The organism is Kitasatospora sp. NBC_01246 (assembly GCF_036226505.1).
Taxonomy (GTDB): Bacteria; Actinomycetota; Actinomycetes; order Streptomycetales; family Streptomycetaceae; genus Kitasatospora.
Map to the genome: position 1 here is coordinate 7,158,030 of NZ_CP108484.1, position 20,350 is coordinate 7,178,379.

The 20,350-nt window shown below is 68.4% G+C and carries 16 protein-coding genes and 2 rRNA genes; 8 read left to right on the forward strand and 10 right to left on the reverse strand.

From position 1 onward, the window contains the following. Window positions 1-97: 97 nt before the first annotated feature. Window positions 98-1,021, reverse strand: coding sequence for a hypothetical protein (locus OG618_RS30370; RefSeq protein ID WP_329490763.1), 924 nt, complete (start codon window positions 1,019-1,021; stop codon window positions 98-100). A 514-nt stretch (window positions 1,022-1,535) separates the two neighbouring features. Between OG618_RS30370 and OG618_RS30375 the strand changes: the two genes are divergently transcribed. Then, a complete protein-coding gene (locus tag OG618_RS30375; RefSeq protein WP_329490764.1) occupies window positions 1,536-1,781 on the forward strand; it encodes a DUF397 domain-containing protein in 246 nt (81 codons plus the stop codon). 329 nt (window positions 1,782-2,110) lie between these two features. On the opposite strand, the gene OG618_RS30380 is transcribed toward OG618_RS30375, so the two are convergent. Further along, on the reverse strand, window positions 2,111-2,632 hold the full coding sequence (locus OG618_RS30380) for an ATP-binding protein (protein WP_329490765.1): 522 nt from the start codon (window positions 2,630-2,632) through the stop codon (window positions 2,111-2,113). 417 nt (window positions 2,633-3,049) lie between these two features. On the opposite strand from OG618_RS30380, the gene OG618_RS30385 reads away from it, so the two are divergent. Then, window positions 3,050-3,916, forward strand: a complete 867-nt coding sequence (locus OG618_RS30385; protein ID WP_329490766.1) for a helix-turn-helix domain-containing protein — start codon at window positions 3,050-3,052, stop codon at window positions 3,914-3,916. A gap of 45 nt (window positions 3,917-3,961) precedes the next feature. On the opposite strand, the gene OG618_RS30390 is transcribed toward OG618_RS30385, so the two are convergent. Then, entirely contained in the window at window positions 3,962-4,567 is a 606-nt protein-coding gene (locus OG618_RS30390; RefSeq protein WP_329490767.1) for a TetR/AcrR family transcriptional regulator, read from the reverse strand. A gap of 221 nt (window positions 4,568-4,788) precedes the next feature. After that, a complete protein-coding gene (locus OG618_RS30395) occupies window positions 4,789-6,303 on the reverse strand; it encodes an MFS transporter (RefSeq protein WP_329490768.1) in 1,515 nt (504 codons plus the stop codon). 87 nt (window positions 6,304-6,390) lie between these two features. Between OG618_RS30395 and OG618_RS30400 the strand changes: the two genes are divergently transcribed. Further along, window positions 6,391-6,834, forward strand: coding sequence for a MarR family winged helix-turn-helix transcriptional regulator (locus OG618_RS30400; protein WP_329490769.1), 444 nt, complete (start codon window positions 6,391-6,393; stop codon window positions 6,832-6,834). A 49-nt stretch (window positions 6,835-6,883) separates the two neighbouring features. Here the strand turns inward: OG618_RS30400 and OG618_RS30405 are convergent, their stop codons facing one another. The 6 genes from OG618_RS30405 to OG618_RS38075 all read right to left on the reverse strand — a co-directional run bounded on the left by OG618_RS30405 (window position 6,884) and on the right by OG618_RS38075 (window position 11,649). Beyond that, window positions 6,884-7,831 carry a M56 family metallopeptidase gene (locus OG618_RS30405; RefSeq protein WP_329490770.1) on the reverse strand — a complete coding sequence of 316 codons (948 nt, stop codon included), beginning with the start codon at window positions 7,829-7,831 and terminating at the stop codon, window positions 6,884-6,886. 132 nt (window positions 7,832-7,963) lie between these two features. Beyond that, entirely contained in the window at window positions 7,964-8,527 is a 564-nt protein-coding gene (locus tag OG618_RS30410; protein ID WP_329490771.1) for a DUF5134 domain-containing protein, read from the reverse strand. A 203-nt stretch (window positions 8,528-8,730) separates the two neighbouring features. Then, window positions 8,731-9,489 (reverse strand): amino acid ABC transporter ATP-binding protein, encoded by a 759-nt coding sequence (locus OG618_RS30415; RefSeq protein ID WP_329490772.1) that lies wholly within the window; start codon window positions 9,487-9,489, stop codon window positions 8,731-8,733. Next, complete coding sequence (locus tag OG618_RS30420; protein ID WP_329490773.1) at window positions 9,486-10,436, reverse strand: amino acid ABC transporter permease; 951 nt, start codon at window positions 10,434-10,436, stop codon at window positions 9,486-9,488. Before OG618_RS30420 ends, OG618_RS30415 begins: the two co-directional genes overlap by 4 nt. Window positions 10,437-10,447: 11 nt before the next feature. Next, the gene (locus tag OG618_RS30425; protein ID WP_329490775.1) at window positions 10,448-11,329 is read right to left on the reverse strand and encodes an ABC transporter substrate-binding protein; all 882 of its coding nucleotides are present in this window, start codon (window positions 11,327-11,329) and stop codon (window positions 10,448-10,450) included. 164 nt (window positions 11,330-11,493) lie between these two features. Beyond that, window positions 11,494-11,649, reverse strand: coding sequence for a putative leader peptide (locus OG618_RS38075; protein ID WP_380390010.1), 156 nt, complete (start codon window positions 11,647-11,649; stop codon window positions 11,494-11,496). Between the two features lie 123 nt (window positions 11,650-11,772). On the opposite strand from OG618_RS38075, the gene OG618_RS30430 reads away from it, so the two are divergent. The 5 genes from OG618_RS30430 to OG618_RS30450 all read left to right on the forward strand — a co-directional run bounded on the left by OG618_RS30430 (window position 11,773) and on the right by OG618_RS30450 (window position 20,349). Further along, window positions 11,773-13,173 (forward strand): DUF6421 family protein, encoded by a 1,401-nt coding sequence (locus OG618_RS30430; protein ID WP_329490777.1) that lies wholly within the window; start codon window positions 11,773-11,775, stop codon window positions 13,171-13,173. Continuing rightward, on the forward strand, window positions 13,170-13,916 hold the full coding sequence (locus OG618_RS30435; protein ID WP_329490779.1) for an SDR family NAD(P)-dependent oxidoreductase: 747 nt from the start codon (window positions 13,170-13,172) through the stop codon (window positions 13,914-13,916). The genes OG618_RS30430 and OG618_RS30435 overlap by 4 nt, the downstream gene beginning before the upstream one ends. Continuing rightward, window positions 13,913-14,989 (forward strand): threonine aldolase family protein, encoded by a 1,077-nt coding sequence (locus tag OG618_RS30440; protein ID WP_329490780.1) that lies wholly within the window; start codon window positions 13,913-13,915, stop codon window positions 14,987-14,989. Before OG618_RS30435 ends, OG618_RS30440 begins: the two co-directional genes overlap by 4 nt. 437 nt (window positions 14,990-15,426) lie before the next feature. After that, window positions 15,427-16,950: ribosomal RNA gene (locus tag OG618_RS30445) — 16S ribosomal RNA — on the forward strand. A 278-nt stretch (window positions 16,951-17,228) separates the two neighbouring features. Further along, window positions 17,229-20,349 (forward strand): 23S ribosomal RNA (locus OG618_RS30450). Together the 16S and 23S rRNA genes form the textbook arrangement of a ribosomal RNA operon. Window position 20,350: the final 1 nt, after the last annotated feature.

Genomic DNA, 20,350 nt, shown 5'->3' on the forward strand with positions numbered 1-20,350 from the left:
AGAGGGCCGGTGCGGCGGGGACACGTACGGCGGGGGTACGGCGAGGGCCCGGAGCGGGTGCGCGCGCTCCGGGCCCTTCGGCGTTCGTGGTCCGCTACTACTCGGCGGCGGCCTCCCCGGCCTCCTGGGCAGCGGCCTCCTCGGCGGCGGCCTGCGCGGCGAACGCCTCGGGGGCGACGGCCGGCAGCACGGCGAGGTAGGTGGCGGCGATCAGCTGGCCCACCGTGGGGTAGGCGCCGAGCGGCGCGGCGCTCGGGCAGCCGGTTTCCTCGGCGGCCGTGGCGAGCAGCTCGGAGTCGGCCTCCGGGCCGATCACCAGCGGGGCCAGCGCGGGGCGCTGGGAGCCGGTCTCCTTGAGGTGCGCGACGGCGGCGGCCACCGAGCCGGGCACGTCGAGCGCGGCGGGCACGACCGGCACCGCGAGGCGGGCGGCCAGCAGCACACCGGTGATCCCGGCCGCCGCGGCGGCCTCCTCGCCACCGACGGTGGTGAGGACGACGCCGTCCGCGGCCGTCGCGATGGCGAACAGCCGGGCCCGGTCGGCGCGGGCCAGCCCCGCCTCGGAGAGCCGGACGTGGACGGCCTCGGCGAGCAGCGGGTGCGGGCCGAGGACGTCGGTGACGTGGGCGCCGTACTCGGCGGACAGCGCGTGCAGTTCGGTCAGGAAACCGTGCGGGCCGGGGACCAGCGGCACCACGACCGGGGCGGGCAGGCCCGACTCGGCGGCGTGCGCCAGCAGTTCGGCGACGGAGTACTCGTCACGGCCGGGCTCGCTCCCGCCCGCGCCGCTGTCGAGGTAACCGGCCGCGGTCTGCACGCCGTTCTGCTCGCTGCGTACGATCGACAGCAGTTCCTCGACCACGGAACGGGACTCCGGCCCGGCGGTCGCGGGCACCGCGAGCACCAGGGCCGGGGATCCGGCCGGGATCTCGGGGCGCTCGGGGCGTCGGTGGCGCCCCCGCGCACGGGAGCCTGGGGTGCGGACGGGCAGTGGCGCGCCCGGGATGGCTGCGGTGCTCATGGCGGAGATCGTAGGACATCCCCCGGCCAACGCTGCAGTCGGCTGCCGTACCGGGAGGGGCGGGGTGCCCGAAATTCGGACATACCGTGATCAATCCCTATGTGGCTACCACTTCTGCCTGAGACGTGACAGGAGGTGCCGCGCGTTGCGGCGGTGGCGCGTGAGATGTCTCACAGCATACGGACGGTCTGACGGAGGGTCACGGCGGTGCGACTCCGGGCGCCCGAAGATCAACATTCAGCGGGTGGCCGCCTACGGGCGGTTATCGGAGTCTTCCCGATTGCCCCGGATATGTCCGCTTACGTTCCCTCAGGTATCGAGGCGGTGAAGAGTTCCGATTTGTCGACGAAAGGCCCGTGCACCTGCAACGTCCCGTGCTGATGCACGTGCACTGGAGCTATCATCACGTCAAGTGAGGCGTTGTGCCGGGCCGGTACGGGGCCGGCCCAGTCGTTCGGCTGCGAGCCGGGGCGCCGAGCTGGACGACTACTCCGGAGCTCTTCGGGAGATTTCTATGCACGACAGGTACGACACGTACAACGGGATGGCGGCGGCGGACCTCAAGGACGTGGTCTGGCAGAAGAGCCTCCACAGCAACTCCCAGGGCAACTGCGTCGAGTTCGCCGCGCTCCCGGGGGGCGACGTGGCGATGCGCAACTCGCGCTTTCCCGATGGTCCGGCACTGATCTACACCCGGGCCGAGATCGCGGCGCTGCTGCTGGGCGCCAAGGACGGGGAGTTCGACCACCTGGCGGTCTGACCGTTTCGTCTTCTTCGCCATCGGGGGGCCGTCGTGGGTGCTGACACCACGGCGGCCTTTGTCTTCTCCGTCCGGCCGCCCCGTGGTGGGCGTCGTGAGCGGGTGCCGCCGGTGCGCCCGTCGCTCCGGGAGGCTGTCGCCGGGCGATCGCGCGACCGGCTGCCGTCGACCGGTCGCCGTCGGGTCGGGGCTCGCGGGCGGGCCGCTGCGGACGGGGCGCCGCACGTCTGCGGCCAGGAGCGTGCGCGGCCGCGGATCGGGAGCGGTGCCGTCCTCCCGGTGCCGCACCCCGGGAGCGGTGCCGTCCTCCCGCCGGCCGCGGCGCACGGCTAGGCCGAGCGGCGGTGCCGCCCGCCGAGCTCCGCCAGCGCGCCGGCCTCGGGCTCGAACAGTGCCCAGACCACCTTGCCGCCGCCCAGCGGGTGCCAGCCCCAGGACCGGCTGAACGAGTCCACCAGGTGCAGCCCGCGACCCGATTCGGCGACGAAGTCCGCCTCCCGGGCCACCGGCCCGGTGCTGCTGGGGTCGCTGACCGCGCAGACCACCTGCGGTGCGCGGTGCACCAGGCTTATTCGGATCGGTAGCCGCCCCTCGGGAGCGGGCTGGGTGGGAAAGTCGTAGTCGTCGAGCGCGCCGCCCGTCGCACCGGGGCACGCGCCGATGGCGTGCCGCAGGGCGTTGGTCACCAGTTCCGAGGCCACCAGCGCGACGTCGTCGAACAGTTCGCCCAGTCCCCAGCGCTGAAGAGCGGTCCTGGCGAAGTCGCGCGCGGTTCTGACGGCTTCGTAGCGAGGGGCGAGCGTACAGGTGACCACATGGGGATCGACTGCCAAGGCCGTACCGGTGCTCATGAAGAGCTCCTCCCATAAGGGGGCGGACACGGCTGGACCCGCCGGGGTCATGCCGGTCACCTCCGACTCGCTAGGCCGCGCGGCCGACCCCTCGACCAGTCGCGCGCGCACACGAAGGCCCGGTGGCGCGAGGGCGCTGCCGGGCTGGTGCGCGGAGTCGCGCGTGGGGTCGACGCGGAGCCCGCGGGATTGCCAGGGATGTGCAGGTGCACGTGCACCATCGTCCTCTGCGCTCACTGCAGATGCAAGAGTCGATTCACGTGCAGTCGTTCAAATGGCATATGCAAGCGCCGAATGCACGTGCATCCTGGTGTGAGGAGTGCAGAACTGATAGGAACATCCGTCAGTATCGGCACCGTGAGCGCTCAACTGATGGCAGACTGTGCGCTGTTTGCCCTAGGTGGAGGTTTCGACCGCATGACCACAGTTCAGCCGGGCGGCGGCTCGATGGTCCGCCGGATCCTCCTCGGCTCCCAGCTGCGCCGCCTCCGTGAGGCGCGCGGCATCACCCGCGAGGACGCGGGCTATGCGATCCGCGCCTCCGAGTCGAAGATCAGCCGCATGGAGCTCGGCCGCGTCAGCTTCAAGGAGCGCGACGTCGCCGATCTGCTCAGCCTCTACGGCGTGGACGACGGCGGTGAGCGCGAGGCCCTGCTCGGCCTGGTCCGGGAGGCCAACAAGTCCGGCTGGTGGCACAGCTTCAACGACGTGCTGCCGGGCTGGTTCCAGACCTATGTCGGCCTGGAGGAGGCCGCCGCACTGATCCGCACCTACGAGGTCCAGTTCATCCCCGGCCTGCTGCAGTCCGAGGAGTACGCACGGGCGGTTTTCGGTCAGAGTCGTCCGGTGATCAGCGAGGACGAGGTCGAGCGGCGGGTGAGCCTGCGGCTGCGCCGCCAGAAGCTGCTCGCCGAGGGCAGCAGCCCCCGGCTCTGGGCGGTCATCGACGAGGCGGCCCTGCGCCGGCCGGTCGGCGGCCCCAAGGTGATGCGCGGTCAGGTGCAGTACCTGATCGACGTCGCCGAGCAGGCCAACGTGGTGATCCAGGTGATGCCGTTCCGCTTCGGCGCCCACGCCGGGGAGTCCGGGGCGTTCACGATCCTGCGCTTCCCCGAGCAGGACCTCGCCGACGTGGTGTACCTGGAGCAGCTCACCAGCGCGCTCTACCTCGACAAGCGCGACGACGTCGACGCGTACATCCAGGTCATGGAGCGGCTCTGCGTCGACAGCCTGACGCCGGAGCGCACCATCGACCTGCTGGCGTCGATCCTCAAGGAGCGCTGACCCGGCCCGGGCGACCGGGCACCGAACGGCCGCCGGCCGCCGCGTTCACCCGCGGGCCGGCGGCCGTTCGCGTTCCGGCGGCTGCGGCTGCGGGGGGAGGCCGAGCGGCCAGTCCAGGCCGTAGCGGCCGAACAGGTCGGCGCGGATCAGCGCCAGCGGCAGTTCGGCACCCGGCAGCAGCACCCCGATGCAGCCGCCCATCAGCGCGCTGCGCAGCACCGCGTGCTCGGCGAGCGGGTCGGGCGCGCCCCAGTCGCGCAGCAGCCCCTGGAGGATCGCGCCGAGCTGCCGCTGCTCCGGGTCCTGGACGAAGGCGCCGGTGTCCGGGTCCAGGATGAGCGCGAGGTGCGAGCGCATCACCCGGGGGTGGTCCATCGCCAGCCCCAGCACGGTGTCGATCGCGCGGGCCAGCCGGGCCTCCGGCGAGGAGCCGGGTTCCATCGCGTCCAGGGCGGCCGACAGCGCCAGGTGCATCATCCGGTGGGTCGCCGACTGCATCAGCAGCCGTTTGCCGTCGAAGTAGTACGAGAGCAGGCCGCGGGCGAGGCCGGCCCGCTCGGCGATGTCGGTCAGCGTGGTGCCCGCGTAGCCGTGCTCGTCGACGAGTTCGACGGTGGCGCGCATGATGCGCCGGCGGGAGCGTTGACGCATTTCCTCATTGACCGAATCCCCGCGAGGTGCCATCGTGTCTGCTCCGTACGTTCGTTGGCTCCTGGCCAATATACTGGCGGCGCGAGCCGCCGATCCGTGGAACCCCGCACTTGGGCGGGACTGCGGGGATCGGCTCGTACGGACGCGCCGGCTCCACCGACACGGGGGTTTGGTGGAGCCGGCGCGTACCTGAGGTCGAGGACGGGGCCGGGCTGATGGGGTCAGCTCTTGGTCAGGACCTCGTCCCGCCGGTCAGCCAGGTCGACGGACGGATAATCATAGTCCGGGACGGACACGGGAGTTGACCGCTTGCGCCGGTCGAGCACGGCGCCCGCGGTGGCGATCAGGAAGCCCAGCGCGGCGATCCCGGTGATGAGGACCAGGGCGGGCCGGTAGCCGTCCAGCTGGGCCTGGGCACCGTCCCCTCCGCCACTGCCCGCGGTGATCATCGCGGTGGCCCCGGCGAGCACCACGGCCGTACCGACCTGGATCGCGGTGTTGACCAGCCCGGAGGCCAGGCCCTGCTCCTCGTCGCCCACGCCGTCGGTGGCGGCGATGTTCACCGAGGGGAAGGCCAGGGCGAAGCCGACGCCCAGCAGGATCATCGACGGCAGCACCAGGGTGAGGTACGAGCTGTGCTCGTCCAGCCGCAGGAACAGCGCGAAGGCGGCGGTCAGGGCGAGCAGGCCGATCGGCAGCAGCCGGCCGGTGCCGAAGCGGTCCACGATCGGGCCCATGAACGGGGCCGACAGCGCGATGAAGGCACCGGCCGGGAGCAGTCCGAGCGCCATCTGCAGGGCCGACCAGCCGAGCAGGTGCTGGAGGTAGAGGGTGACCACGAACTGGAAGCCGCCGTAGGCGCCGGTCATGGTGAAGGCGATCACGTTGGCCCGGGCGACCGAGCCGTTGCGGAAGATGCCGAGCCGGACCAGCGGGTGGGCGGTGCGGCTCTCGGTGACTAGGAAGGCGGCGGCCAGGGCGGCGACCACGACGAGCGAGCCGAGGGTGCGCAGGCTCAGCCAGCCGGCGCCCTGCGCCTCGGTGACGGTGAAGACCAGGAGCAGCACGGTGAGCGTGCCGGTGATCGCGCCGAGCACGTCGTACCCGCCCTTGGCCCGCTCCTCGACCGGGCGGGGGAGCAGCCGGATTGCGAAGAGCAGGGCCAGCAGGGCGACCGGGACGGGCATCAGGAAGGTCCAGCGCCAGCCGACCGAGGTGAGCAGGCCGCTGAGCACCAGGCCGAGCGAGAAGCCGCTGGCGCCGCAGGTGGTGTAGATGGAGAGTGCCCGGTTGCGGGCCGGGCCCTCTGCGAACGTGGTGGTGATGATCGACAGGCCGGCGGGCGCGGTGAAGGCCGCGCTGACGCCCTTGAGGAAGCGGGCGGCGATCAGCAGGCCGCCGTCGTCGACCAGGCCGCCGAGCAGTGAGGCGCCCGCGAAGACGCCGAGGGCGACCAGGAACACCCGGCGCCGGCCGAGCAGGTCGGCGGCGCGCCCGCCGAGCAGCAGCAGCCCGCCGTAGCCGAGGACGTAGCCGGAGACCACCCATTGCAGCGCGGAGGTGGAGAGGTGGAGTTCGGAGCCGATGGACGGGAGGGCGACGCCGACCATGGAGACGTCGAGGGCGTCCAGGAACATCGCGGCACAGAGCACGATCAGGGTGCCCCAGAGGCGGGGGGTCCAGCGCAGCCCGGAGGCTGACGGGTCGTCGGTTGCGGGGACGGTCGCGGTGGTCATGGGGAGGACACTACATGCACGTGCATTCATTGCAAGTGAATTTAATGCGGTCACATAAGTTTCATGTGCACGTGGTACTGTGGCCGGGTGGCTGAACTCGACTCTCCGGCGGAGGCAGGTCTGGTCGCCGAATGGCGAGACCTGCTGGCCCGCCATGCCGCGACGTCCTGTGCGCTCGATCGCGAGCTGGGTGAGAAGTACGACCTGGGCGTGAGCGAGTTCGAGGTGCTGGAGCGCCTGGTCGAGGAGCGCGACAGCGCGGTCGGCCACCAGCTGCGGGTCCAGGAGCTGGCCGACACCGTCCATCTGAGCCAGAGCGCGCTCTCGCGGCTGATCGGCCGGCTGGAGAAGGCCGGGCTGGTGACGCGTGCGATGTGCCCCAACGACCGGCGCGGCATCCAGGTGGCGCTCACCGAGGCCGGCTGCCGGCGCTACGCCGAGGCCCGGCCGCTGCACCGCGAGGTGCTCGCGCGCACGCTCGGCTCCCCGGTCTCTCCCGGCACCCCTTGCGGGGAGCCGTCGTCGGCCTGACGCTCCGTCACCGGTCCGCCGAGGGCGGGCCGGTAGGCCCGCGCCGGAATCAGAACAGGGTCGAGAGTCCCGGTGCGGCGGCCAGCAGGACGGCGGCGGCCGGCGCGGCGAGCGCGGCCAGGGTGAGCCGCAGCCGGTGGGTGACGGGCAGCCGGGGCCGCCCGGCGAGCAGCCGGTCCACCCGCTTCGGGGACTGCGCCAGCCCCGGCGGGCAGGAGCCGAACACCCCGCGGTCCAGGTTGAGTTCGGCCAGCGCCACGGCGGTGGTGTGCCGCCCGTGCCGGCGGGCCGCCCGGTCGTCCGCGGCCAGCTCCACGAGTTCGCCCACCTGGTCCCGGAAGGCGCTGAACACGCCGACCCCGGGGAAGCCCGAGGCGAGGGCCTGCGAGCACTGCGACAGCCAGTGGTGCCGGGCCCGGACGTGTCCGCGCTCATGGCTCAGCACGGCGGCCAACTCCCGGTCCGTCAGCTGCTGGAGGGCTCCGGTGGTGACCACCAGCCGGGAGTTGTGGCCGGGCAGCGACCAGGCCTCCGGGCGGACGTTCTCCAGCACCACCAGCCGCTCCCGGCGGTGCTTCAGGGTGTCGATGGACCCCGGCAACTCGGGAGCCCGGCTCGCCAGTTGGGCGTGCCGCCGATTGCGCAGGGCCTTCGCCGAGCGGACTTCGCGGGTCAGTGCCAGCACGGTCTGCACGCCGCCCGCCGCCAGGACCGCGGCACAGAGCCGCCCCCAGCCCTCGGCGTCCTGGAGCGCGTACGCGGCCTCCACGCCGTGCGGCGCGCCGGTGAAGAGCAGTACCCGCAGCTCCGGCAGGGCGGCCGAGGCGGCCAGGACCAGGCTCAGGGCGCAGCACAGCAGGACGGCGACCACCAGGCACTGCCAGACCAGCAGGGCCAGCACGGGTTCGCGCTCGGCCCAGCGGGCCCGGGCCAGCAGCCGGGGCGCCACGGTCGAGAGCAGCAGTCCGAGCAGCAGCAGGCCGAGCAGGGCCGTCATGGCATGGGCTCCCCGAGTACGCACGGAACGCGACAGCGCGCTCCTTGCCAACCTAAGCGCTGTCGGCGTCCGGAGGAACGGCTTTCGGCCACCCAGTGACCAACGCCACGCCCCGGGCCGCACGGGCCGCTCTCACATCGTCAGGAGCATGGCGAACATGCCCAGGCCCATCGCCAGTCGGCAGGCCCGGGGCAGCCCGGCGGTGCGCAGGCTCCCGGACACCTGGCCGCCCGGTGCGGCCAGCAGGTGGCTGCCGGCCCAGAGCGAGTAGCCGCCGAAGTAGAGCAGCAGCGCGCCGGTCAGCAGCGGGGCCCCGGCGCTCGCGCCGTGGTGATGGCCGTGGGCCGGCGCGGCCGCCATCGCGAGCGCCATGTACGTCATCGCCAGTCCGCCGACCGCGTGGTGCAGCCGGTGGCCGCGCCCGGTCCGGTCGCGGGCGGCGGCCAGCAGGAAGAGCACCGCGGGGAAGCCGAACAGCCAGACCCAGAGCACGGCGGGGACGGCGGCCCCGGCGAGGGCCATGGCCGCCATCCCGAGCCCCATCAGGGCCTCGGCGGCGTCCGACTCGTGGGCATGGCCGCGGCCCGCCCCGGCGTCCGCCGCGCACGGGGTGCGGCCCAGGCGGCTGAGGCAGTAGGCACCGGACGTGGCGGTGAGGGCGGCCAGCAGCCAACTGACCAGCACTGGACCGTGCAACGGCGGCCTCCCGGAGAACGCGGACAGACGTGCTGTCCACGATCACCGGTCGAAGCCGCGCGCAGCAGGGCGCGAACGGGGGCGCATGGGTGTGACGGGCGGAGTGATTCCTCGGGAGGCACCCCCGAGGCGCCCGGGTGCACTGGTCCGTTCGAGTGGCGCCCGTTCGTTCGGTCGGCGACCTGCCGGCCGAGCGCCGGGGCCTACGGCGCCAGTCGTCCGGAGGCGACCACCCGGCTCAGGAACCGCCTGGTCCGGTCGTGCTGCGGATCGCCGAACACCTGCTCCGGCGGGCCCTGTTCGAGCACCACCCCGGACTCCAGGAAGCAGACCTGGTCCGCCACCTCACGGGCGAAGCCCATCTCGTGGGTGGAGACGACCATCGTCATGCCCCGCTCCTTGAGGTCCCGCACCACCGCGAGCACCTCGCCGACCAGCACCGGGTCGAGCGCGGCGGTGATCTCGTCGAGCAGCAGCAGCCGGGGCCCGGTGGCCAGCGCGCGGACGATGGCGACCCGCTGCTGCTGCCCGCCGGAGAGCCGGTCCGGGTACTCCCGGGCCTTGGCCGCGAGACCCAGCCGGTCCAGCAGCTCCAGCGCCTCGGCCTCGGCCTCGGCCCGGCCACGCCGGTGCACCCGGCGCGGCGCCAGCGTGACGTTCTCCAGCACCGTCATGTGCGGGAACAGGTTGTACGCCTGGAACACCACACCGATCCGGCGCCGGACGGCGTCCTCGTCGGTGCGCGGATCGGTGATCTCCGCGCCGTCCAGGAAGATCGCGCCGTCGTCGATCCGCTCCAGCAGGTTGGCGCACCGCATCAGGGTGGACTTGCCGGAGCCGGACGCGCCGATCAACGCCGTCACGGTGTGCTCGGGCACGGTGAGGTCCACGTCGCGCAGGACCAGCTGGGAGCCGAAGCTCTTGCGCACCGACTCCAGCCGCAGGACCGGGTTGGTCGTCACACGGCACCTCCCTGGTGCTGACGGCGGTTCATCCGGCGGGACAGCCAGTCGGTGAACCGGGTGAGCGGCACGGTCAGCACGATGAAGACCAGCCCGGCCACCACGTACGGGGTGTAGTTGAACGACCGGCTGGCGATGATCTTCGCCGCGTACACCGCGTCGATCGCCCCGCCGATCGACACCAGGCCGGTGTCCTTCTGCAGGCTGACCAGGTTGTTCAGCAGCGGCGGCACCACCCGGCGGACCGCCTGCGGCAGCACCACGTGGCGCATCGCCTGCGCGTTGCTCAGCCCGAGCGAACGGGCGGCCGCCCGCTGGTCGGGGTGCACCGAGTCGATGCCGGCCCGGAAGACCTCGGAGACGTACGCGGAGTACGTCAGCACCAGCGCGGCGCCGCCGAGCAGCATCGGATCCGTGGTCACCCCGGTCAGCCGCAGCGCCGGCACGCCGGTGATCATGACGAGCAGACAGATGATCATCGGCAGGCCGAGGAAGAAGTCCACGTAAGCCGTGGCCAGCAGCCGCACCGGCAGGAAGACCGGTCCACGCAGCGTCCGCAGCACCGCCAGCAGCAGGCCGAGGAGCAGGATCAGCACCCCGCAGCCGAGCATCAGCTCCAGGTTGATCCGCAGGCCCCTGAGCACCTCCGGCAGCGCCCGGCGGGCGTAGTCGGCGTCGAAGAAGGCCTTCCGGGTGGCCGCCCAGCCGGGGGAGTTGACCACCAGCAGGGAGAGCGCCGCGGCGGTCACCAGGGTCGACGCCCCGGCGATCAGCGCGGCCCGGCGGCTGCGGCCGCGCCGGTACGCCTCGTGCGCCAGCCGCCGCGCGGACGGGCGGTAGCCGTCGTCCGGCGCCGGCCCGGGCGGGTCCGTCCGCCGGCGCCGGAGCAGCCCGGTGCCGCTCCCGCCGCCGGCCTTGCGGGGACCGGCCCCGGCCTCGGTGCTCATCGGGGCCCCGCTCACTTCAGGACGGGTGCGGAGACGGCGTCGGAGAGCCACTGCTTCTCCAGCTTCGCCAGCACGCCCTCGGCCCGCAGGGCGTCCACCGCCCGCGTGACGCACCCGGTGAGCCGGGAGCCCTTGTCCAGCACCAGTCCGAACTGCTCGCCCCGCGCCGCCCCTTCGAACTGCCCGACCACCTGGGCGTCCGTCACCTCGGCACCGGTGATGTAGAACGCCGTCGGCAGGTCCACCACCAGGGCCTCGATCTGGCCGTTCCGCAGTGCGGCCTTCGCCAGGTCGTTGGAGTCGAACACGGCCGGCTGCACGGTCGGCCGGATGGTGTCGGTGACGACCTCCAGACTGGTGGTGCCCACCTGCGCGCCCAGCTTGGCGCCCTTCAGGTCGGCGACGCTCTTCGCCCCGGCCGCCTTGGAGTTCTTCAGCGCGATCACCGCCTGCCGCACGTCGTAGTAGCCGGAGGAGAAGTCGACGGCCTGCTTGCGCTCGTCACTGATCGACACCTGGTTGATGTCGAAGTCGAAGTCCTTGGCGCCCGGGGTGGTGGCCTTGCCGAACGGCGCCGCCACCCATGTCACCTTCTCCTTCGGGTAGCCGAGCTTCTCGGCCACGGCGTACGCCACCGCCGACTCGAAGCCCTTGCCGTTCTCCGGCTTGTCGTCCGTGAACCAGGGGTCGTAGGCGGGCTGGTCGGTGCCGATCGTCAGCGTTCCCGCGGCGCGGGTGCCCAGCGCACCCGGCGCGCAGCCGTCGGCCGTCCCCGGGGCACTCGCGGCGGCGCCCGTGCCGGACGCGTCGGACGCGGAGTCCTGCGGCGCGCACGCGGTCAGCGCGGCGGCAGTGACCAGCAGGGCGGCGAACGGCTTGCGGAGGGAGGTCATGGCGGGGCTCCTGGAAAGAGGGACCGGAAAGAGCGGGGAGCGAGCGGCGCGGGGGCGCGGGCCGGGCCGGCACCCCGGCGGGTCACTTCCCCCCGGTGGCGGCGCCGGAACACAGGCGGCATGGTCGGCGTACGGGGCCGCGTCCGCGGCGCCCCCGAGCCGGATCAGCGGCAGCGGCAGAGACCGCGCGCACAACAGCTGGAAGACACCCGGAGCAGGTCGATGTGGCGTCGCGCCACCAGGATCACCGCCGGGAGCATGGCGGGAGGTTCGCATCCCCACGGCGCGGCTGTCCAGAACATCCAGATGACCGTCCACATGCCGGACAAGCGGTTTCGGAGCCCCGAACCGGGAGAATCGACGGCAGGGCCCCCCTTGAACAGGAGAACCTGTCGTACTTATGGTGGTCCTGTTGAAATACCTCCTGTCGAAGTGAGTCCACGATGCAGAATCTTTCGCCAAGGCTCGCTGTGGCGGCCGACGCCCCGGTCTCGACCCACGCCGGCCACCCGGCCTGGCTCCGTCTGAAGGACGCGGTCGAGGCCCTGCGCCCGCTGCAGTCCAAGGACGGCTCGATCGACCTGTCCGCCGTGCAGCGGCACACGGTCGACCCGCTGGTCGCCACGGTCCGCAGTGCGATCGCGGAACTCGCCCCGCTCTTCCCGCACGACGCCGCCTACCTCGCCGCCGTCGACGCGGACCTGGCCAAGTGGGCCGACACCGGCTACCGGGAGCCCGACTTCCTGGACTCGCTGCTCGCCTTCCAGCCCGCCGACCAGCGCGAGGACGGCCTGGAGCACCTGGTCGTCTTCGCGATGTACACCCAGAACGGCAACCCGAACCGCAACCTGGAAGCCGTCCTGCTGCGCGTGGTCTGGCCGGACTGGCTGGCCGAGCTGGAGCGCACCCGCTTCGACAACCCGATGTTCGTGCCGATCACCTTCACCGACTTCACGGCCGGCTACGACACCAACTCCGCCGTCCTGTTCCCCGAGACCGTGGCCGTGCGCAAGGCGCCGGAGCGCTTCACCTGGGGCGGCATCTTCTGCGACCGCGAGGCCGCCCGCTTCCGCGCCGTCACCACCAGCGCCGTCCGGCAGCTCGGCCTGGAGATCCCGGCCGACGCCGAGGGCCTGCTGGAGGACCAGGAGCGCGCCCAGCAGACCTTCGTGCTGTGGGACCTCGTCCACGACCGCACCCACAGCCACGGCGACCTGCCGTTCGACCCCTTCATGATCAAGCAGCGCAGCCCGTTCTGGATGTACGGCCTGGAGGAGCTCCGCTGCGACCTCACCGCCTTCAAGGAGGCCGTGAAGCTGCAGGCCGAGGGCTACGCCCAGGGCCGCGACGTCCAGTACGCCATCCTCTTCGACCGGATGTTCCGCTTCCCGGTCAGCGGTGACCGCGTGCGCAACTACGACGGCATGGGCGGCCAGCTGCTCTTCGCCTACCTGCACAAGCACGACGCGCTGCGCTGGCGCGACAACCGCCTGAGCATCGACTGGGACCGCGTCGCCGACGTGACCAACGCGCTCTGCGGCGAGATCGAGACCCTGTACCGCGACGGCATCGACCGCCCGAAGACGGCCCACTGGATCGCCGCCTACCAGCTGGTCTCCCGCTACCTCACCCCGCACCCCGCCTCCACCTGGGCGAAGGGCCCCGACGCGCTGCCGCTGGACACCGCCGACGGCAAGGCGCTCAACAAGGCCCTGTGCGACGCCGTCCACCCGGACGAGTTCCCGTTGAGCATGTTCTACGAGGCCCTCGCCAAGAAGCTCGGCGGCGTCATCGCCGCCACCACCGGCATCACCGGCGCCGGCATCCAGGAGGTCGCCGCGTGAGCACCCACCTCGAAGGCAAGGTCATCGCCGTCGCCGGAGCCAGCGGCCCGGCCGGCCAGGCCGTGCTGCGCCGGCTCGCCGCCGACGGCGCCACCGTGATCGGCGCCGACATCGACCCGCAGCGGCTGGAGAAGGCCCTCGACACCGTGCGCGGGGCAGTCCCCGGCGCCCGGGTCAGCGGCCAGGTCATCGACCTGCTCGACCCGCAGGAGGTCCACGACTGGGCCGACCACCTGGAGGCCGAGCACGGCCACGTCGACGGCCTGCTGCACCTGGTCGGCGGCTGGCGCGGCAGCAAGAAGTTCTTCGACACCCGGATCGACGACTGGGACTTCCTGCACGACACCGTGGTGCGCACGCTCCAGCACACCTCGCTCGCCTTCCAGCCCGCGCTGCTCCGCAGCGAGTCCGGCCGGTACGCGATGATCTCCGCCGCCGCCGCCCACAAGCCGACCGCCGGCGGCGCCGCCTACGCGGCGGCCAAGGCCGCCACCGAGGCGTGGACGCTCGCCATGGCGGACTCCTTCAAGAAGGAGACCACCGCCGAGGACGGCGAGCCCACCGCCGCGGCTGCGATCCTGGTGATCAAGGCGTTGGTCAGCCCCGAGATGCGGGCGGAGAAGCCGGACGCGAAGTTCGCCGGCTTCACCGACACGGCCGACCTCGCCACCGCCCTGGCGGGCCTCTGGGACCGCCCCGCAGCAGAACTGAACGGACAGCACCTGTGGCTGACAGCCCGATGACCGAACCGACCTCCACCGACGCGGTACGGCGGCACGACCCCGCCGTCCGGGGCTTCGCCAGCGACAACTACGCCGGCGTGCACCCGGAGGTCCTCGCCGCGATAGCGCTCGCCAACGGTGGCCACCAGGTCGCCTACGGCGAGGACGACTACACGGCCCACCTGCAGGACGTCTTCCGCCGCCACTTCGGCGAGCACGCCGAGGCGTACCCCGTCTTCAACGGCACCGGCGCCAACGTCGTCGCCCTGCAGGCGCTGCTCCCGCGCTGGGGCGCGGTCGTCGCGGCCGAGAGCGCCCACATCAACGTGGACGAGGGCGGCGCGCCGGAGAAGATGGGCGGCATCAAGCTGCTCACCGTCCCCACCCCGGACGGCAAGCTCACCCCCGAGCTCATCGACCAGCAGGCCTGGGGCTTCGGCGACGAGCACCGCGCGCAGCCGCTCGCGGTCTCGATCACCCAGAGCACCGAGCTCGGCACCCTCTACACGGTGGAGGAGATCCGGGCCATCGTCGACCACGCCCACCAGCTCGGCATGCTGGTGCACGTGGACGGTTCGCGGCTGGCGAACGCCGCCGCCTCGCTCGGCGTGCCGCTGCGCGCCTTCACCACCGACGTCGGCGTGGACGTGCTGTCGTACGGCGGGACGAAGAACGGGCTGCTCTTCGGCGAGGTCGTGGTGGTCCTGAACCCCGAGCGGGTCCGGAACATCAAGTACCTGCGCAAGACCTCGATGCAGCTGGCGTCGAAGATGCGCTTCGTGTCGGTCCAGTTCGAGGCGCTGCTCGCGGGCGACCTCTATCTCCGCAACGCCGGCCACGCCAACGCCATGGCCAGTCGGCTGGAGGCGGCCGTCCGCGGGATCGAGGGCGTGACCGTCGTCCGCCCGGTCGAGGCCAACGCGGTGTTCGCGATTCTCCCGCGCGAGGTCAGCGAGCGACTGCAGAAGCGTTACCGCTTCTACTTCTGGAACGAGCACACCGGCGAGGTCCGCTGGATGTGTTCGTACGACACCACCGAGGCGGACATCGACGCCTTCGCGGCCGCCATCGCCGAGGAGATGGGCCGCGCCTGACGGTGCCGGTGACCGCGGATCGTCCCGTCCTGCGACAGCAGGGCGGGACGATTTGCATGTGGCGGGCCGGTCCCCGTACAGTTCCGGAGTCGCACCGAGAGGGGCGACGGAATGTGAATCCGATGAATGAAACTCCGGAAAACGGAGCGGAAAACATCTGATAAGCTTCAAACACGAAAGAACGAAGCGCCCGGAGGGCCCGCTGGAAGGCGGTCCGAAGGAAGTGTCCGTTCCTTGAGAACTCAACAGCGTGCCAAAAGTCAACGCCAGATATGTTGACATCCCCGGCCTTGATCCTTGTGATCGGGGTTGGAGATTCCTTTATGAAGTAAACACTAGCGAGGACGCAGTGCGCGGGGCCGCCCTATTCCGGTGGTTGCCGTGCCGCTCGACGCGAGTGCAGCTCGCGCTCTTAATTGAGCACAGCCGAGCAGACATTCACGGAGAGTTTGATCCTGGCTCAGGACGAACGCTGGCGGCGTGCTTAACACATGCAAGTCGAACGGTGAAGCCCTTCGGGGTGGATCAGTGGCGAACGGGTGAGTAACACGTGGGCAATCTGCCCTGCACTCTGGGACAAGCCCTGGAAACGGGGTCTAATACCGGATATGACCTTCCTCCGCATGGGGGTGGGTGTAAAGCTCCGGCGGTGCAGGATGAGCCCGCGGCCTATCAGCTTGTTGGTGGGGTAATGGCCTACCAAGGCGACGACGGGTAGCCGGCCTGAGAGGGCGACCGGCCACACTGGGACTGAGACACGGCCCAGACTCCTACGGGAGGCAGCAGTGGGGAATATTGCACAATGGGCGAAAGCCTGATGCAGCGACGCCGCGTGAGGGATGACGGCCTTCGGGTTGTAAACCTCTTTCAGCAGGGAAGAAGCGCAAGTGACGGTACCTGCAGAAGAAGCACCGGCTAACTACGTGCCAGCAGCCGCGGTAATACGTAGGGTGCGAGCGTTGTCCGGAATTATTGGGCGTAAAGAGCTCGTAGGCGGCCTGTCGCGTCGGATGTGAAAGCCCGGGGCTTAACCCCGGGTCTGCATTCGATACGGGCAGGCTAGAGTGTGGTAGGGGAGATCGGAATTCCTGGTGTAGCGGTGAAATGCGCAGATATCAGGAGGAACACCGGTGGCGAAGGCGGATCTCTGGGCCATTACTGACGCTGAGGAGCGAAAGCGTGGGGAGCGAACAGGATTAGATACCCTGGTAGTCCACGCCGTAAACGTTGGGAACTAGGTGTTGGCGACATTCCACGTCGTCGGTGCCGCAGCTAACGCATTAAGTTCCCCGCCTGGGGAGTACGGCCGCAAGGCTAAAACTCAAAGGAATTGACGGGGGCCCGCACAAGCAGCGGAGCATGTGGCTTAATTCGACGCAACGCGAAGAACCTTACCAAGGCTTGACATATACCGGAAACGGCTAGAGATAGTCGCCCCCTTGTGGTCGGTATACAGGTGGTGCATGGTTGTCGTCAGCTCGTGTCGTGAGATGTTGGGTTAAGTCCCGCAACGAGCGCAACCCTTGTTCTGTGTTGCCAGCATGCCTTTCGGGGTGATGGGGACTCACAGGAGACTGCCGGGGTCAACTCGGAGGAAGGTGGGGACGACGTCAAATCATCATGCCCCTTATGTCTTGGGCTGCACACGTGCTACAATGGTCGGTACAAAGGGCTGCGATGCCGCGAGGCGGAGCGAATCCCAAAAAGCCGGCCTCAGTTCGGATTGGGGTCTGCAACTCGACCCCATGAAGTTGGAGTTGCTAGTAATCGCAGATCAGCATGCTGCGGTGAATACGTTCCCGGGCCTTGTACACACCGCCCGTCACGTCACGAAAGTCGGTAACACCCGAAGCCGGTGGCCTAACCCGTAAGGGGAGGAGCCGTCGAAGGTGGGACCAGCGATTGGGACGAAGTCGTAACAAGGTAGCCGTACCGGAAGGTGCGGCTGGATCACCTCCTTTCTAAGGAGCACATGGCCGCTTGCAGGCGAATGTTCTGCACGGTCGCTCATGGGTGGAACGTTGACTATTCGGCACACTAGGTAGGGTCTGTCAGTACTGCTTCGGCGTGGAAAACAGTTCTCTGGTTGGTGTGTCGGGCACGTTGTTGGGTCCTGAGGGAACGGCCGTATGGTCGTTGCTTCAGAGATGCCGGTCTCACTTGAGGCAGCCTGTATGGGTTGTCGATGGTGGGTGACTGGTCGTTGTTTGAGAACTGCACAGTGGACGCGAGCATCTGTGGCCAAGTTTTTAAGGGCGCACGGTGGATGCCTTGGCACCAGGAACCGATGAAGGACGTGGGAGGCCACGATAGTCCCCGGGGAGCCGTCAACCAGGCTTTGATCCGGGGGTTTCCGAATGGGGAAACCCGGCAGTCGTCATGGGCTGTCACCCATACCTGAACACATAGGGTATGTGGAGGGAACGCGGGGAAGTGAAACATCTCAGTACCCGCAGGAAGAGAAAACAACCGTGATTCCGGGAGTAGTGGCGAGCGAAACCGGATGAGGCTAAACCGCGATGGTGTGAGACCCGGCAGGGGTTGCCATCGCGGGGTCGTGGGATTCTTCTTGATCGGTCTGCCGGCCGGTCGACGAGTCAGAAACCGTATGGGTAGTCGAAGGACATGCGAAAGGTCCGGCGTAGAGGGTAAGACCCCCGTAGACGAAATCTGTACGGCTCGTTTGGAGAACACCCAAGTAGCACGGGGCCCGAGAAATCCCGTGTGAATCTGGCGGGACCACCCGCTAAGCCTAAATATTCCCTGGTGACCGATAGCGGATAGTACCGTGAGGGAATGGTGAAAAGTACCGCGGGAGCGGAGTGAAATAGTACCTGAAACCGTGTGCCTACAAGCCGTGGGAGCGTCGTTCATCAGCTTGCTGATGGGCCGTGACTGCGTGCCTTTTGAAGAATGAGCCTGCGAGTTTGCGGTGTGTAGCGAGGTTAACCCGTGTGGGGTAGCCGTAGCGAAAGCGAGTCCGAATAGGGCGATACAGTTGCATGCCCAAGACCCGAAGCGGAGTGATCTAGCCATGGGCAGGTTGAAGCGGAGGTAAGACTTCGTGGAGGACCGAACCCACCAGGGTTGAAAACCTGGGGGATGACCTGTGGTTAGGGGTGAAAGGCCAATCAAACTCCGTGATAGCTGGTTCTCCCCGAAATGCATTTAGGTGCAGCGTCACGTGTTTCTTGCCGGAGGTAGAGCACTGGATAGGCGATGGGCCTCACCGGGTTACTGACCTTAGCCAAACTCCGAATGCCGGTAAGTGAGAGCGTGGCAGTGAGACTGTGGGGGATAAGCTCCATGGTCGAGAGGGAAACAGCCCAGAACACCGACTAAGGTCCCTAAGCGTGTGCTAAGTGGGAAAGGATGTGGAGTCGCAGAGACAACCAGGAGGTTGGCTTAGAAGCAGCCACCCTTGAAAGAGTGCGTAATAGCTCACTGGTCAAGTGATTCCGCGCCGACAATGTAGCGGGGCTCAAGCACATCACCGAAGTCGTGTCATTGCAGCATATAGGGCCAACGCCTGCTGTGATGGGTAGGGGAGCGTCGTGTGCCGGGTGAAGCGGCGGTGGAAACCAGTCGTGGACGGTACACGAGTGAGAATGCAGGCATGAGTAGCGATACAAGAGTGAGAAACTCTTGCGCCGATTGACCAAGGGTTCCTGGGTCAAGCTGATCTGCCCAGGGTAAGTCGGGACCTAAGGCGAGGCCGACAGGCGTAGTCGATGGACAACGGGTTGATATTCCCGTACCCGCTTTGAAGCGCCAACGTCGAACCAGGTGATGCTAAAGCCGTGAAGCCGGCCCGGAGTCTTCGGACAAAGGGACGTGGTGGAGCCGCTGATCCAAGTCTGTAGTAGGTGAGCGATGGGGTGACGCAGGAAGGTAGTCCAGCCCGGGCGGTGGTTGTCCCGGGGTAAGGGTGTAGGCCGAGTGATAGGCAAATCCGTCACTCATTAAGGCTGAGACCTGATGCCGAGCCGATTGTGGTGAAGTGGATGATCCTATGCTGTCGAGAAAAGCCTCTAGCGAGTTTCATGGCGGCCCGTACCCCAAACCGACTCAGGTGGTCAGGTAGAGAATACCGAGGCGTTCGGGTGAACTATGGTTAAGGAACTCGGCAAAATGCCCCCGTAACTTCGGGAGAAGGGGGGCCATTCCTGGTGATGAGTCTTGCACTCTGAGCTGGGGGTGGCCGCAGAGACCAGCGAGAAGCGACTGTTTACTAAAAACACAGGTCCGTGCGAAGCCGTAAGGCGATGTATACGGACTGACGCCTGCCCGGTGCTGGAACGTTAAGGGGACCGGTTAGCTTGGATTCGTCCGGGCGAAGCTGAGAACTTAAGCGCCAGTAAACGGCGGTGGTAACTATAACCATCCTAAGGTAGCGAAATTCCTTGTCGGGTAAGTTCCGACCTGCACGAATGGCGTAACGACTTCTCGACTGTCTCAACCATAGGCCCGGTGAAATTGCATTACGAGTAAAGATGCTCGTTTCGCGCAGCAGGACGGAAAGACCCCGGGACCTTTACTATAGCTTGATATTGGTGTTCGGTTCGGCTTGTGTAGGATAGGTGGGAGACTTTGAAGCAGCAACGCCAGTTGTTGTGGAGTCGTCGTTGAAATACCACTCTGGTCGTGCTGGATGTCTAACCTGGGTCCGTGATCCGGATCAGGGACAGTGTCTGGTGGGTAGTTTAACTGGGGCGGTTGCCTCCTAAAGAGTAACGGAGGCGCCCAAAGGTTCCCTCAGCCTGGTTGGCAATCAGGTGTTGAGTGTAAGTGCACAAGGGAGCTTGACTGTGAGACTGACGGGTCGAGCAGGGACGAAAGTCGGGACTAGTGATCCGGCGGTGGCTTGTGGAAGCGCCGTCGCTCAACGGATAAAAGGTACCCCGGGGATAACAGGCTGATCTTCCCCAAGAGTCCATATCGACGGGATGGTTTGGCACCTCGATGTCGGCTCGTCGCATCCTGGGGCTGGAGTAGGTCCCAAGGGTTGGGCTGTTCGCCCATTAAAGCGGTACGCGAGCTGGGTTTAGAACGTCGTGAGACAGTTCGGTCCCTATCCGCTGTGCGCGTAGGAGTGTTGAGAAGGGCTGTCCCTAGTACGAGAGGACCGGGACGGACGAACCTCTGGTGTGCCAGTTGTCCTGCCAAGGGCATGGCTGGTTGGCTACGTTCGGGAGGGATAACCGCTGAAAGCATCTAAGCGGGAAGCCTGCTTCGAGATGAGCACTCCCACCTCCTTGAGAGGGTAAGGCTCCCAGTAGACGACTGGGTTGATAGGCCGGATATGGAAGCCTCGTAAGGGGTGGAGTTGACCGGTACTAATAGGCCGAGGGCTTGTCCTCA